Consider the following 14,169-nt stretch of genomic DNA (forward strand, 5'->3'; position numbering starts at 1 on the left):
GAGACGTCCTCCTCGTGCCCCGCCGGAGCAGGTGCGCCACCGCTTCGATGCCGTAGGGGCGCTACGCGCGTAGACGACCCCCGTCCCCAGGAGAGTGCGCCATCAACGCGTCCAGCAGCCCTCCGGCCTCGGCGGCGGCCAGCGGTCAGGTGACCGCCGTCGAGCTCGCCGGGATCACCAAGCGTTTCCCGGGCGTCGTGGCCAACCACGACATCCACCTCACCGTCCGCAAGGGCACCGTGCACGCCCTGGTCGGCGAGAACGGCGCCGGCAAGTCGACGCTGATGAAGATCCTCTACGGCATGCAGAAGCCGGACGAGGGCACCATCGCGATCGACGGCGAGCAGGTCGCCTTCGCCTCGCCCGCCGACGCGATCGTGCGCGGCATCGGCATGGTCCACCAGCACTTCATGCTCGCCGACAACCTCACGGTCCTGGAGAACGTGGTCCTCGGCAGCGAGAAGCTGCACGGCATCGGCGCCAAGGCGCGCCGCAGGATCCAGGAGATCTCCGAGCGCTACGGCCTCGACGTCCGCCCCGACCTGCTGGTCGAGGAACTGGGCGTGGCCGCCCGGCAGCGGGTGGAGATCCTCAAGGTCCTCTACCGCGGCGCCCGCACCCTCATCCTGGACGAGCCGACCGCCGTGCTGGTCCCGCAGGAGGTCGACGCCCTCTTCGACAACCTGCGCGAACTGAAGTCCGAGGGCCTCTCCGTCATCTTCATCTCGCACAAGCTGGGCGAGGTGCTCTCCGTCGCCGACGAGATCACCGTCATCCGGCGCGGCACGACGGTCGGCACGGCCGTCCCCGCCGAGACGACCCCGCGGCAGCTCGCCGAGATGATGGTCGGCAGCGAACTGCCCACCCCCGAGACCGCCGAGTCCACGGTCACCGACCGCCCGGTCATCACCGTCAACAAGCTGCGGCTGGCCGCCCCCGGCGGCAAGGCCCTGCTCGACGACGTCACCTTCACCATCCACGCCGGTGAGGTCCTCGGCATCGCCGGCGTCGAGGGCAACGGCCAGACCGAACTGGTCGACGCGCTGATCGGCCTGCGCGCCCCCGACGCCGGGACGATACGGCTGGCCGACGACGAGATCACCGGCTGGACCACCCGCAGGCGCCGCGAGCGCGGCGTCGGCTACATCCCCGAGGACCGCCACCGCCACGGCCTGCTGCTGGAGGCCCCGCTCTGGGAGAACCGGATCCTCGGCCACGTCACCGAGAAGCCCAACGCCAAGGGCGTCTGGCTGGACATCAAGGCGGCCCAGGACGACACCCGCCGCATCGTCGAGACGTACGACGTGCGCACCCCCGGCATCGACGTCACCGCCGCCTCACTGTCCGGCGGCAACCAGCAGAAGCTGATCGTCGGCCGCGAGATGAGCCACGAGCCGCGCTTCCTGATCGCCGCCCACCCCACCCGGGGCGTGGACGTCGGCGCCCAGGCCGCGATCTGGGACCACATCCGCGCGGCCCGCCGCGAGGGCCTCGCCGTGCTGCTGATCTCCGCCGACCTGGACGAACTGATCGGCCTGTCCGACACCCTCCGGGTCATCTACGACGGCCGGCTCGTCGCCGACGCCGACCCGGCCACCATCACCCCCGAGGAACTCGGCTCGGCGATGACCGGCGCGGCCACCGGCCACCTCGAGCACGACGCACATGACGAGTCTCCGGAAGACGAGGCCCGCTGATGAAGAAGTTCGACAAGGAGCGCGTGCTCCTCGCGGTGGCCGGACCGGTCATCGCGCTCGCCGTGGCCTTCGTGCTGAGCGCGATCGTGCTGATCGCCTCCGGCAAGAACCCCGTAGAGCCCTTCGCCCTGATGTTCGAGCAGGCCGGGTTCTCCGACATCCAGGTCCTGATCATCAACCAGGCGTCGATGTACTACATCGCCGCCCTCGCGGTCGCCATCGGCTTCCGGATGAACCTGTTCAACATCGGCGTCGACGGCCAGTACCAGCTGGCCGCGATGATGGCCGCGGTGGTCGGCGCGCACGTCGCCCTCCCCGGCGTCCTCCAGATCCCGCTGCTCCTCCTCACCGCCGTCCTCACCGGCGCCTTCTGGTCCGGCATCGCGGGCGTCCTGAAGGTCACCCGGGGCGTCAGCGAGGTGGTCGCCACGATCATGCTGAACTCCATCGCCACCGCCGTCATCGGCTACCTGTGGCTGCCGGACGTCTTCGGCGTCAAGGTCGGCAACAACAACACCACCGGCGAGATGCACGACTCCGGCTGGGTGCCCGGCATCGACATGGGCGCGGCCGGCGAGATCTACGGCCTGGTGATCCTCGCCGTGCTGCTCGGCATCGGCTACTGGGTGGTCCTCAACCGCACCCGCTTCGGCTTCGACCTGCGCGCCTCCGGCGCCTCCGAGACGGCCGCCTCGGCCAGCGGCGTCGACCCCAAGCGCATGGTGCTGACGGCCATGCTCATCTCCGGCGGTCTGGCCGGCCTGGCGGGTCTGCCGATCCTCCTCGGCGACACCCACACCTACAGCCTCAACTTCCCCACCGGCATCGGCTTCCTCGGCATCGGCATCGCCCTGCTCGGCCGCAACAGCCCGGTCGGCATCGCCTTCGCCGCGCTGCTGTGGGCCTGGCTCGACAAGGCCAGCCCCGAGCTGGACTTCCACGGCTACGACAAGGAGATCGCGGTCATCATGCAGGGCCTGATCGTCCTCTCCGTGGTCGTCTCCTACGAGGCGGTCCGCGAGTGGGGCCTGCGCCGCCAGCAGCGCCGGGTCGGCGCCGAACTGGCCGCCGGGCACGTCCTGGGCGCCACCGACAACACGGACAAGGAGGTGGCGGCGCGATGACCACCGCAACCGACCTCAACCAGCCGACGATGAAGCCGGCCGCCCCCACCGGCCGCCGCATGTCGCTGCCCGTCCTCCTCCTGGTCATCGCCGGAGCCCTGGCGCTGACCTCGATCGTCCGCATCATCACCGGCGCGGACGGCATCACCAACGTCAGCCAGATGTCCACCGCCCTCCAGCTCGCCGTGCCGATCGGCCTGGCCGGCCTCGGCGGCCTGTGGGCGGAGCGCGCGGGCGTGGTCAACATCGGCCTCGAAGGCATGATGATCCTCGGCACCTGGTTCGGCGCCTGGGCCGGCTTCCAGTGGGGCCCGTGGACCGGCGTCCTGGTCGGCATCGTCGGCGGCGCGCTCGGCGGTCTGCTGCACGCCGTCGTCACCATCACCTTCAACGTCAACCACATCGTCTCCGGCGTCGCCCTCAACATCCTCGCCCTCGGCGCCACCCGCTACCTGGCCCCGCTCGCCTTCGAGGGCCACCAGGGCGGCTCCGCCAAGCAGTCCCCGCCGGTCGACTCGCTCGGCAACTTCACCGTCCCGGGCCTGTCCGACGGCCTGAAGTCGCTCAACGACCACGGCTGGTTCTTCGTCTCGGACATCGCCGGCCTGCTCGGCGGCCTGGTCACGAACGTCTCCTGGCTCACCCTCATCGCGGTCGCGCTGATCCCGGCGAGCTGGTGGATCCTGTGGCGCACGCCGTTCGGCCTGCGGCTGCGCTCCTGCGGCGAGAACCCGGTCGCCGCCGAGTCCCTCGGCGTCAACGTCTACAAGTACAAGTACCTGGCCGTGATCATCTCCGGCGGACTGGCCGGCCTCGGCGGCGTCTTCCTCTCCATCGTCGCCAACCCCTTCTACCTGGAGGGCCAGACCAGCGGCCGCGGCTACATCGGCCTCGCGGCGATGATCTTCGGCAACTGGATGCCGGGCGGCCTGGCCATCGGCGCGGGCCTGTTCGGCTACACCGACAGCCTCAACCTGCGCGGCGGCTCGGCCAACGTGCACGCCCTGCTGCTGCTCGGCGCGCTGCTGCTGCTGGTGGGCGCGATCTGGCTGGCGGTCCGCAAGCAGTACGTCAAGGCCGTGATCACGTTCGTCGTCGGCGCGCTGGTCTTCGCCTGGTACGCGGGCACCAACGAGGTCCCCAACCAGGTGGTCTCCGCCACGCCGTACGTCATCACCCTCGTCGTCCTCGCCCTGTCCGCGCAACGCCTGCGGATGCCGAAGGCGGACGGCATGCCGTACCGGAAGGGACAGGGCAAGTGACGGCCGACGTCGACTGGGAGTCGCTGCGCCAGGCGGCCCGGGACGCCATGTCCCGGGCGTACGCCCCCTACTCCGGCTACCCGGTCGGCGCCGCGGCCCTGGTCGACGACGGCCGCACGGTCACCGGCTGCAACGTGGAGAACGCCAGCTACGGCCTCGGCCTGTGCGCCGAGTGCGGCCTGGTCTCCGCGCTGCTGACCTCGGGCGGCGGCCGGCTGACCCACTTCACCTGCGTCGACGGCCACGGCGAGATCCTGGTCCCGTGCGGCCGCTGCCGCCAGCTGCTCTACGAGTTCGGCGGCGCGGACCTGCTGCTGGAGACCCCGGAGGGCGTCCTCCCCCTCTCCCGGATGCTCCCGCAGGCGTTCGGCCCCGACCACCTCACCAAGTAAGGAACACCCGGCATGGACGTCATCTCCGTCATCCGCACCAAGCGGGACCGCGGCGCGCTCAGCGACGAGCAGATCGACTGGGTCATCGACGCGTACACCCGCGGCGAGGTGGCCGACGAGCAGATGTCGGCGCTGGCGATGGCGATCCTCCTCAACGGCATGAACCGCGCCGAGATCGCCCGCTGGACGGCGGCGATGATCGCGTCCGGCGAGCGGATGGACTTCTCCGCGCTCGCCCACCCGACCGCCGACAAGCACTCCACGGGCGGCGTCGGCGACAAGATCACCCTGCCGCTGGCGCCCCTGGTCGCGGCCTGCGGGGCGGCCGTCCCGCAGCTCAGCGGCCGGGGCCTCGGCCACACCGGCGGCACGCTGGACAAGCTGGAGTCGATCCCCGGCTGGCGCGCGCTGCTCTCCAACGAGGAGATGCTGTCGGTCCTCGACGGCGTCGGCGCGGTGATCTGCGCGGCCGGCGACGGCCTGGCCCCCGCCGACAAGAAGCTGTACGCCCTGCGCGACGTGACCGGCACGGTGGAGGCGATCCCGCTGATCGCCTCCTCCATCATGTCCAAGAAGATCGCGGAGGGCACCGGCTCGCTGGTCCTGGACGTGAAGGCGGGCAGCGGCGCCTTCATGAAGACGGTCGAGGACGCCCGCGAGCTGGCCCGCACGATGGTCGGCCTCGGCACCGACCACGGTGTGAAGACCACCGCCCTGCTCACCGACATGTCCACCCCCCTCGGGCTGACCGCCGGCAACGCCCTGGAGGTCCGCGAGTCGGTGGAGGTGCTGGCCGGCGGCGGCCCCTCGGACGTCGTCGAACTCACCCTCGCGCTGGCCCGCGAGATGCTCGACGCGGCGGGCGTCCGGGACGCCGACCCGGCGAAGGCGCTGGCCGACGGCTCCGCGATGGACGTCTGGCGCCGCATGATCGCGGCCCAGGGCGGCGACCCGGACGCGCCCCTGCCCACGTCGAAGGAACAGCACGTGGTGAAGGCGTCCGCGTCCGGCGTCCTGACCCGCCTGGACGCCTACGACATCGGCGTCGCCGCCTGGCGGCTGGGCGCCGGACGCGCCCGCAAGGAGGACCCGGTGCAGGCGGCGGCGGGCGTCGAACTCCACGCCAAGCCCGGCGCCGAGATCCGCGCGGGCCAGCCCCTGCTGACCCTGCACACGGACACCCCGGAGCGGTTCGCGTACGCCCTGGAGGCGATCGAGGGGTCGTACGACATCGCGGCCCCGGGCACGGAGTTCACCGCCTCACCGGTGGTCCTGGAGCGCATCGCCTGACCTGGGGATTGCTCGATCGGGTGAACGGGATCGGTGGACCGGCGCCGGTCCCGTTCGGTGTGCTGGGATCAGCGCCATGAACGCCGACTGCGGTGACTGGAGTGGGCTCGTCCGAATCTGGGAGGACACGGACGCGCCCCAGGGGTGCAAGACGGAGATCATCGAGGGGAACGTCACCGCGTCACCAAGCCGGCCGCCTATGCCACCGCAGGCATCCCGCTGGGCCCCGGGCGGCCCGACCGTCACGCTGTACGGCGAACCCCAGGGCGACACGTACGCACGCTGCACGCGGGCAAGTTCGGCGACTGCGGTCGATGAGGAGGCGAACGGGAATGAGTCTTGCCGGCGATCACACCGGGCCATGGACCGTGGCTGACATCCTCGCCCTGCCCGAGGACCGCACGACTCGGTACGAGCTGCTGGGGGAGTCCCTCGTGCTGTCTCCCGCGCCGGCCGTCCGGCACCAGCGGGCCTCGTTCCGGCTCACCATGCTGTTGCACGCGGCGGCCGAGGAAGCGCGGGCACCCGTCGAAGTGCTGGAGGCCGTCAACGTCATTCTGCCCTCCGGCCTGGTGGTTCCCGACCTCGTGGTGACCGATGCCGGCGCTACGGCTGCCGACGGCGTCAGTGTCGATGCCGAAGGCGTGCAGCTTGTGGTCGAACTCGTCTCCCCCGGCAACAGCATGATGGACCGCAAGGTCAAGCCCATGCTCTACGCGGGTGCCGCCATCCCACACTTCTGGCGCCTGGAGTTCGACCCCGCCCCCATGCTCGTCGGGTACGAACTGGAAGGCGGCCGGTACCTGGAGCGGACGACCGCTCTCGCGGGCGCGGAGACCAAGCTGGACGTTCCGTTCCCCGTGTCGATCGACCCGGCCGGACTCACCCGGCAGTAGGCGCCGAGACCGGAACCCGCTGCCGCGGCGGCGGCCGGTTCACCCCAGCACCGCCGCGATCACCACCAGCACCGGCACCGCCACCACCGTCGACACCAGCACCACGTCCCGGGCCAGCCGCTCGCCCACCCGGTACGTCGACGCGTACGTGTACATGTTCTGCGCGGTCGGCAGGGCGGACGTCACGACGACGTCCAGCAGCCGTGCCTCCCGCAGCCCGAAGACGCCCGCCGCCAGCGCCCAGGCGACCACCGGCTGCCCCACCGCCTTCAGGACCACCGCCAGCAGCACCGGATTGCGGTCCGGCCCCCGGAACGGCATCGCGCTGCCGCACAGGGATATGCCGAAGGCCATGAGCACGGCCGGCACCGACATGTTCCCGATAAGCGTCAGCGGGTCCATGACCGGGGCGGGCACCCGCAGCCCGAGCGCCGCCACCGCCACCCCGGACAGTGAACCGACGGCTATCGGATTGCGCAGCGGGGCCAGCAGCCGCGACCACGGCGACCCGGACCGCCCCGCACTCGCCAGGTCCAGGAACGTCATCCCGATCGGCACCACCACGACCAGCTGGAACAGCAGCACCGGCGCGACCAGCGAGGCGTCGCCCAGCACGTACACGGCGATCGGGATGCCGAGGTTGCCGGAGTTGACGTACCCCGAGCACAGGGCGCCGATGGTGATCCGCCCGGTGCCCCAGCGGCGTACGGCGCCGACCGCGACGAACACCCCGGCCACCGCCGCCGTACTGAGCGCCGTGACCAGCAGGCTGCTGGAGAACACCACGGACAGATCGGCCTGCGCGCAGGTCGTGAACAGCAGCGCCGGGGACGCCACATGGAAGGCGAGCTTGGTCAGCACCTCCCGGCCCTGATCACCCAGATACCCGCGCCGCCCGAGCAGATACCCCACCCCGATCACGACCGCGATCACCGCGAACCCGGTCAGCACGCCTTGCACGGAACCCCCTGAACGGCGAGAACGTCATGGGACAGCGCGCGAGGAGGAGATGCGTGGGGCATACAGCAAACCTTCCGCCGAACCGCCCGCGCAGGTCAATGCCGGTCCGGAACACCTCCCCGGCCGACACCCGCAGGCCGGCCCGGGGCAGGATGGGCGCCATGCCCACCCAGGTTGTCGAGATCCACGTCCCGCTGCTGCCCGCGCCGGGCCTGGCGGACGGTGCCTACCCGTTCCCGTGGATCGACCAGGTCGAGGAGTTCCTGGCCGGTCTGGAGGACGCGGGTGAGGCCGAGGTCTTCGACGACGGGGAGGAGGACGGGGACGTCTACGTCTTCTTCGTCACCGGAGCTGGTACGGACCGTCTCCTGACGGTGGCCTCCCGCGTGGCCACGCTGCCCGGCGTCCCCGCGGGTACCTTCGCCGTGGTCAGCGACGACGAGGCCGAGGAGACCGGCACGGGCCGGCGGGTGGCGCTGCCGCACCGATGAGTTCCGTCCCGTCCCCCGGTCTACCGGGTCGTGGATGCCGTGACGCCTGCCGTACTCGTGTTGCCGGGGCCGCTGTCCAGGGACGACCTGCCCCGGCTCTGTGCCGAGGTGCGCGTGCTGCTGGAGGGGACCCGGGGCGGGGTGGTCGTCTGTGATGTCGGTGGGGTGGGGCCGCCGGGGATCGGGGTGGTCGATGTGCTGGCGCGGATGCAGCTGGCCGCGCGGCGGCAGGGCGGGGGCCGGATCAGGCTGCGGCGGCCCGATCCGGCCCTGCGGGCGCTAATCGACCTGGTCGGCCTCCGCTTCGAGGTGGAGGGGGAGGCCGAACAGCGGGAACCACCGCTTGGTGTCGAGGAAGCAGTGGAACCCGGTGATGCGGCCGTCTGAGATCTCCAGCACCTGGATCGCCCAGGGGGAGAAGCCGCCCGCCTCCGGGTCCGGCTTGTAGTGCGCGAAGGCCGGCAGCCCGTTGGCCTGGACGGGGACCAGCCGGGAGCCCGCGCAGGACGCGCCGATCGTGGTCATGAAGCCCGTGATGTCTCCCGGGCCCGCCAGCCACAGGTCGAACGGCGGCATCGTCATCACCGCGTCCTCGTGCAGGATGGCGGTCAGGGCCGTCATGTCGTAGCCCTCGAAGGCGGCGACATAGCGCTCCAGGAGCTTTTGCTGCTCCTCGTCCAGCGGGTCGGAGACCGCACCCGCGGCCGCCAGGTCCGCCCGCTCCGCGAGGGTGGCGCGGGCCCGCTGGAGGGCGCTGTTCACCGATGCCACCGAGGTGCCCAGCAGCTCGGCCACCTCGGCGGCCCGCCAGGCCAGCACCTCACGCAGGATGAGCACCGCCCGCTGCTTGGGCGGAAGCTGTTGCAGCGCGGCCATGAAGGCCAGTCGTACCGACTCCTTGGCCACCGCGGCCTCCGCCGGGTCGTCGGTCGTGGGCAGCATCCGGGCGTCCGGCATCGGCTCCAGCCAGGTGTGGTCCGGGCGGGGCGCCAGGGCCGCCTGGGCCAGCGGGGTCGCCTCGGACAGGTCGACCGGGCGGGCCCGCTTGTTGCCCGCGGTCAGCATGTCCAGGCAGACGTTGGTCGCGATGCGGTAGAGCCAGGAGCGCAGACTGGACCGGCCCTCGAACTTGTCGTAGCTCCGCCAGGCGCGCACCAGGGTGTCCTGCACCGCGTCCTCCGCCTCGAAGGACGAGCCGAGCATCCGGTAGCAGTACCCGGTCAGCTCGACCCGGTGCTTCTCCAGTGCCGAGTCCAGCTCCGGCGTCACCGTGCCGTTGGTCATCGTCCACCCGCCCCTGTGGCCGTATCCCTGCCGCAGCGCGTCTTCGCGCCCACACTCCGGAAGCTACCGCAGACCACTGACAATGGCCCGTGCAGTGGAAGAAGTCGCAGGTCAGGGGCGGGAGCGGCTCAGGCTGTGGCCGGGGTTCGGGCCGTCTGCCGACGGGCCGCCCGGGTGCCGGCCAGGGTGACCGTCACGACCCCCAGCATCGCCAGCAGCCCGACCCCGACCGTCCCGGCCCAGCCGCCGGAGTGGAAGGCCGTCGCGCCCACCGTGCTGCCGGCGCTGGAGCCGATGTAGTACATCGACTGGTACAGCGCGGACGCCTGCGCCCGGCCGTGCGTCGCCGTCCGGCTGACCGCCGAGGACGCCACCGAGTGGCCGGCGAAGAAGCCCGCCGTGATCAGGACCAGGCCGAGGAGCACCAGGGGGAGGGAGTCCGCCAGGGACAGCAGCAGTCCCGCCGCCGTCGTGCCGCCCGCCAGGTAGAGGGCGCCGCGCCGGCCAAGGCGGCCCACCAGGCGGCCCGACGTCGACGCCGACACCGTGCCGACCAGGTACACCAGGAAGATCGAGCCGACGATCCCCTGGGGCAGGGAGAAGGGGGCCTCGGTCAGGCGGTAGCCGATCACCGTGTAGACGCCGCCGAAGACCGTCATGAACAGCGCGCCGATCGCGTACAGGCGGCGCAGCAGCGGGTTGGCGAGGTGGTCGCGGACCGTGCCGGCCAGGACGCGCGGGCGCAGGGAGCCCGGGGTGAAGTGCTTCGGCTGCGGAAGCAGCATCCGGAACGCCACCGCGCAGACCACCGCGACCAGGCCGATCACGCCGACGGCCGTCCGCCAGCCCCACTCCTGGGCGACCCAGCCGGTGATGACCCGGCCGCTCATGCCGCCCACGCTGTTGCCCGCCACGAACAGGCCGATCGCCGTGACCAGCGCCTTAGGGGTGACCTCTTCGGCCAGATACGCCGTCGCGGAGGCGGGCAGTCCGGCCAGCGCCGCGCCCTGCACCGCGCGCAGCGCCACCAGCACCGGCAGCGAGGGGGCGAAGGGGACCAGCAGCGCCACGGTCACCGCGACCACCAGCGAGGCCGTCATGACCGTACGCCGTCCGAACCGCTCCGACAGGGCGCTCATCGGGATGACGAACACCGCCAGACCGCCGGTCGCGGCGGCCACCGTCCAGCTCGCGTCGCTCGCGCTCACCCCGAGGTCGCCGGAGATCAGCGGCAGCAGGGCCTGGGTGGAGTAGAGGAGCGCGAAGGTCGCGACGCCCGCGAGGAACAGGGCGAAACTCATCCGGCGGTAGCCGGGGCCGCCCGGGGCCACGCGCGAGTCGGGAGCGGGAGGGGAGGCGACGGCGCCCACGATCGTGGACGCCCCGGTATCGGCGGGAGTCATGCGATGACCGTACGAAGGTCCTTACTCATCCGTCCAATGCATGGAACGGTCATAATCGTTCCCATGGCGCATCAGCAGAGCTCACCGGGGCGACTGTCACGGGACAGTGACACAGAAGACATCGTCGCGCTGCTCGCGCCGCGCCTCGCGCACTTCGCCGGCGTGGCCCGAACCGAGCACGTCACCCGGGCCGCGCAGGAGATGAACGTCCCCCAGTCGACCCTCTCCCGGGCGATCGTGCGGCTCGAACAGGACCTCGGCGTCGACCTGTTCGCCCGGCACGGCCGCACTCTCTCCCTCACCCCGGCCGGACACACCTTCCTCGGCTCCGTCGAACGCGCCCTCGCCGAGATCGAGCGGGCCGCCGACGAGGTCCGCGCCGACGCCGACCGCACCAGCGGCAAGATCGCGTTCGGGTTCCTGCACACCATGGGCGCCGAGACCGTGCCCGGCCTGATCCACGCCTTCCGCGCCGACCATCCCCGGGTCCGCTTCAGCCTGGTCCAGAACTACGGCGAGGCGATGCTGGAGCGGCTGCGCGCGGGGGAGCTGGACCTGTGTCTGACCTCGCCGGTGCCGGACGCCCCGGACCTGGTCGCGCGCCGCCTGGACGAGCAGCGGCTGCGGCTCGTCGTCCCGGCCGACCACCGCCTGGCCGCCCGCCGCCGGGTCCGGCTGGCCGAGGCCGCCGACGAGCCGTTCGTGACCCTGGAGCCCGGCTACGGGCTGCGCCGCATCACGGACGCGGTGTGCGCGGCGGCCGGGTTCCGGCCCCGGGTGGCCTTCGAGGGCGAGGAGGCGGAGACGCTGCGCGGGCTGGTCGCGGCGGGTCTTGGCGTCGCCCTGCTGCCGCCGCCGGCCGTGCCCCGGCCCGGGGTGGTGGAACTGACGGTCACCGCCCCGCGCGCGGCCCGGGAGATCGGCGTGGCGTGGCTGGCGGGGCGGACGGACACACCACCGGTGGCCGCCTTCAAGAAGTTCCTGCTGTCCAGGAGGGGGCACTTGCTGCCCTGAGCCGCCGCCCCCTACCGCAGTGTCTTCCCGAACCCCACCGCCAACGGCATCCGCAGCCCCAGCGGCGGCGGTGCCGCCAGGGCGTCCGCCACCGGGCGGGAGAACGACCGGCCGAACAGCGCTCCCAGCGTGAAGTCCTCGGCCAGCGCCGCCACTTCGTCGCGGTAGTGCCGCATCGCGTGTCCCTCGCTGTGCACTTCGAACCGGCACACGTCCCGGTTGGCCTTCTTCGCCCGCGTCGCCAGCCGGAACGACAGCTCGGGGTCGCACTGCCCGTCGTCCGTGCCGTGCACGATCAGCACCCGCCGGCCGGTGAGCTGTTTCACCGGTTCGGGCGGTGCCGCCATGTCCTCGTCGGGCAGCCAGGGGGCGATGGCGAGCACGGAGTTGACGGCCGGGTGGCCGCCCGCGCGCAGCGCCGCCCGGCCGCCCATGCCGACGCCGATCAGGCAGACCGGGACGTCGCCGTAGAGCCGTACCGCCTCGTCGGCGGCCCAGGCGGCGTCCTTGGCGAGATGCGCCTCGCTGCCGTTCCAGCCGCGGTAGCGGTAGTGCACGGTGTGCGCGGCCAGCCCTTCGTCCCGGCCCGCCCGGGTCAGCCGGCGCCCCAGCGCGCGTACCGAGGCGGCCGCCAGCAGTGGGGACGGTCTGCGGCTGGACATCTCGTCGCCCGCCGGGAGCAGCACCGCCACCCCGCTCACCGCCGCCGTCTGCGGACCCAGCGGCCGCCCCAGCCGGGCTTCGCGCACCGGCGTCGCTTGTTGTGCCATGACAAAACAGTGTCAGAAGAGCGGGTGTCCGCCATCCGTACGGGCGGTCACTGTTACGTATCGGCTCCGGTCCCGTGCGACGGGCCGGGGCGGCGGGCCGCTCCCCGGTGTCCGGGAGCCTCTGGAGAAGTCGCGGTGGTGCCGGTAGGGCGCGGGCGTACGGCAGTTGCCCGGCGAGGGCGGTGTGCCTCTGGCGGCAGTACGGCCCGGTCGCTCCTCTTGCGCACGCGTCGCCTACCCCCCTGGGATCGGGCACACGGCACACGGCACACGGGCGCTCATCCTCCGCCGTGCCGGTCCGGCCCGGCGATCCGGTCCGCCCAAGGGCCGGTGATCTACGCGCGTAGGAGTTAGAGTGCGGAGATGACGAGCCAGACCACCGCGAAGTCCCCGACGCCGGACCGGATCCGCCGGGCGCCCAAGGTTCTGCTGCACGACCATCTCGACGGCGGGCTGCGCCCCGGCACGATCGTCGAACTCGCCCGGGAGACCGGCTACTCGGCGCTGCCCGAGACCGACCCCGACCGGCTCGGCGACTGGTTCCGGCAAGCCGCCGACTCCGGGTCCCTGGAGCGGTACCTGGAGACCTTCTCGCACACCGTCGGCGTCATGCAGACCCGGGACGCCCTGGTCCGGGTGGCCGCCGAGTGCGCCGAGGACCTCGCCGCCGACGGGGTCGTCTACGCCGAGGTGCGCTACGCCCCCGAACAGCACCTCGAGGGCGGCCTCACCCTCGAAGAGGTCGTCGAGGCGGTCAACGAGGGCTTCCGGGACGGGGAGCGGCGGGCCCGGGAGGCCGGCCACCGGCTCCGGGTCGGCGCCCTGCTCACCGCCATGCGGCACGCCGCCCGCGCCCTGGAGATCGCCGAACTCGCCAACCGCTACCGGGACCTCGGGGTGGTCGGCTTCGACATCGCCGGCGCCGAGGCCGGCTACCCGCCCACCCGGCACCTGGACGCCTTCGAGTACCTCAAGCGCGAGAACAACCACTTCACCATCCACGCCGGCGAGGCGTTCGGACTGCCGTCCATCTGGCAGGCGCTCCAGTGGTGCGGCGCCGACCGGCTCGGACACGGGGTGCGGATCATCGACGACATCCAGGTGGCCGGGGACGGCTCGGTGAAGCTGGGCCGGCTCGCCTCCTACGTGCGGGACAAGCGCATCCCGCTGGAGCTGTGCCCGAGCTCCAACCTCCAGACCGGGGCGGCGGCCTCGTACGCCGAGCACCCCATCGGGCTGCTGCGCCGGCTGCATTTCCGGGCCACGGTGAATACCGATAATCGACTGATGTCCCACACCAGTATGAGCCGGGAATTCGAGCACCTGGTCGACGCGTTCGGTTACACGCTCGACGACATGCAGTGGTTCTCCGTCAATGCGATGAAATCAGCGTTCATTCCTTTCGATGAACGACTGGCCATGATCAATGACGTGATCAAGCCCGGATATGCGGAACTGAAATCCGAATGGCTGTTCCAGCAGACCGTCTCCACCAGCGGTTCCGTGGAACATGATGGCTGAGTAGGGCGGATCGGCATCCGTAAACCCGGATCATCTTTCACCATCCGTTCGCATTTCGATGTTTG

The 14,169-nt window shown here is 71.7% G+C and carries 14 protein-coding genes and 1 pseudogene; 11 read left to right on the forward strand and 4 right to left on the reverse strand.

Annotated features, from left to right (window positions below):
• The first annotated feature begins 149 nt into the window (after positions 1-149).
• The 7 genes and pseudogenes from ACTT8P_RS26965 to ACTT8P_RS26995 all read left to right on the forward strand — a co-directional run bounded on the left by ACTT8P_RS26965 (position 150) and on the right by ACTT8P_RS26995 (position 6,661).
• The gene (locus ACTT8P_RS26965; RefSeq protein ID WP_442834353.1) at positions 150-1,697 is read left to right on the forward strand and encodes an ABC transporter ATP-binding protein; all 1,548 of its coding nucleotides are present in this window, start codon (positions 150-152) and stop codon (positions 1,695-1,697) included.
• The gene (locus tag ACTT8P_RS26970; protein WP_442834354.1) at positions 1,697-2,821 is read left to right on the forward strand and encodes an ABC transporter permease; all 1,125 of its coding nucleotides are present in this window, start codon (positions 1,697-1,699) and stop codon (positions 2,819-2,821) included. The genes ACTT8P_RS26965 and ACTT8P_RS26970 overlap by 1 nt, the downstream gene beginning before the upstream one ends.
• The gene (locus tag ACTT8P_RS26975) at positions 2,818-4,083 is read left to right on the forward strand and encodes an ABC transporter permease (protein WP_442834355.1); all 1,266 of its coding nucleotides are present in this window, start codon (positions 2,818-2,820) and stop codon (positions 4,081-4,083) included. The genes ACTT8P_RS26970 and ACTT8P_RS26975 overlap by 4 nt, the downstream gene beginning before the upstream one ends.
• A complete protein-coding gene (locus ACTT8P_RS26980) occupies positions 4,080-4,475 on the forward strand; it encodes a cytidine deaminase (RefSeq protein ID WP_442834356.1) in 396 nt (131 codons plus the stop codon). Before ACTT8P_RS26975 ends, ACTT8P_RS26980 begins: the two co-directional genes overlap by 4 nt.
• Positions 4,476-4,487: 12 nt before the next feature.
• Entirely contained in the window at positions 4,488-5,765 is a 1,278-nt protein-coding gene (locus tag ACTT8P_RS26985) for a thymidine phosphorylase (protein ID WP_442834357.1), read from the forward strand.
• A gap of 177 nt (positions 5,766-5,942) precedes the next feature.
• Positions 5,943-6,083 (forward strand): annotated as a pseudogene (locus tag ACTT8P_RS26990) (Uma2 family endonuclease); the annotation flags it as partial.
• Between the two features lie 14 nt (positions 6,084-6,097).
• Positions 6,098-6,661, forward strand: coding sequence for a Uma2 family endonuclease (locus ACTT8P_RS26995; protein WP_442834358.1), 564 nt, complete (start codon positions 6,098-6,100; stop codon positions 6,659-6,661).
• A 39-nt stretch (positions 6,662-6,700) separates the two neighbouring features.
• Here ACTT8P_RS26995 and ACTT8P_RS27000 read toward each other — a convergent pair whose 3' ends face one another.
• Positions 6,701-7,621 carry an AEC family transporter gene (locus ACTT8P_RS27000; RefSeq protein WP_442834359.1) on the reverse strand — a complete coding sequence of 307 codons (921 nt, stop codon included), beginning with the start codon at positions 7,619-7,621 and terminating at the stop codon, positions 6,701-6,703.
• A 161-nt stretch (positions 7,622-7,782) separates the two neighbouring features.
• On the opposite strand from ACTT8P_RS27000, the gene ACTT8P_RS27005 reads away from it, so the two are divergent.
• Together ACTT8P_RS27005 and ACTT8P_RS27010 are read left to right on the forward strand one after the other, a co-directional pair.
• Positions 7,783-8,112, forward strand: coding sequence for a hypothetical protein (locus ACTT8P_RS27005; protein ID WP_442834360.1), 330 nt, complete (start codon positions 7,783-7,785; stop codon positions 8,110-8,112).
• Between the two features lie 114 nt (positions 8,113-8,226).
• Positions 8,227-8,499, forward strand: a complete 273-nt coding sequence (locus ACTT8P_RS27010) for an STAS domain-containing protein (protein WP_442834391.1) — start codon at positions 8,227-8,229, stop codon at positions 8,497-8,499.
• Here the strand turns inward: ACTT8P_RS27010 and ACTT8P_RS27015 are convergent.
• Together ACTT8P_RS27015 and ACTT8P_RS27020 are read right to left on the reverse strand one after the other, a co-directional pair.
• Positions 8,392-9,396: a sigma-70 family RNA polymerase sigma factor gene (locus ACTT8P_RS27015; RefSeq protein WP_442834361.1), complete on the reverse strand. Its 1,005-nt coding sequence runs from the start codon at positions 9,394-9,396 to the stop codon at positions 8,392-8,394. The genes ACTT8P_RS27010 and ACTT8P_RS27015 overlap by 108 nt on opposite strands.
• A gap of 128 nt (positions 9,397-9,524) precedes the next feature.
• A complete protein-coding gene (locus tag ACTT8P_RS27020; RefSeq protein ID WP_442834362.1) occupies positions 9,525-10,799 on the reverse strand; it encodes an MFS transporter in 1,275 nt (424 codons plus the stop codon).
• A 63-nt stretch (positions 10,800-10,862) separates the two neighbouring features.
• Between ACTT8P_RS27020 and ACTT8P_RS27025 the strand changes: the two genes are divergently transcribed.
• Entirely contained in the window at positions 10,863-11,813 is a 951-nt protein-coding gene (locus tag ACTT8P_RS27025; RefSeq protein ID WP_442834363.1) for a LysR substrate-binding domain-containing protein, read from the forward strand.
• Positions 11,814-11,824: 11 nt separating this feature from the next.
• Here ACTT8P_RS27025 and ACTT8P_RS27030 read toward each other — a convergent pair whose 3' ends face one another.
• Positions 11,825-12,583, reverse strand: a complete 759-nt coding sequence (locus ACTT8P_RS27030) for an alpha/beta hydrolase (RefSeq protein ID WP_442834364.1) — start codon at positions 12,581-12,583, stop codon at positions 11,825-11,827.
• A gap of 363 nt (positions 12,584-12,946) precedes the next feature.
• Between ACTT8P_RS27030 and ACTT8P_RS27035 the strand changes: the two genes are divergently transcribed.
• Positions 12,947-14,104: an adenosine deaminase gene (locus ACTT8P_RS27035; protein WP_442834365.1), complete on the forward strand. Its 1,158-nt coding sequence runs from the start codon at positions 12,947-12,949 to the stop codon at positions 14,102-14,104.
• Positions 14,105-14,169 lie beyond the last annotated feature (65 nt).

Source organism: Streptomyces sp. JW3 (genome assembly GCF_052216785.1).
GTDB lineage: Bacteria > Actinomycetota > Actinomycetes > Streptomycetales > Streptomycetaceae > Streptomyces.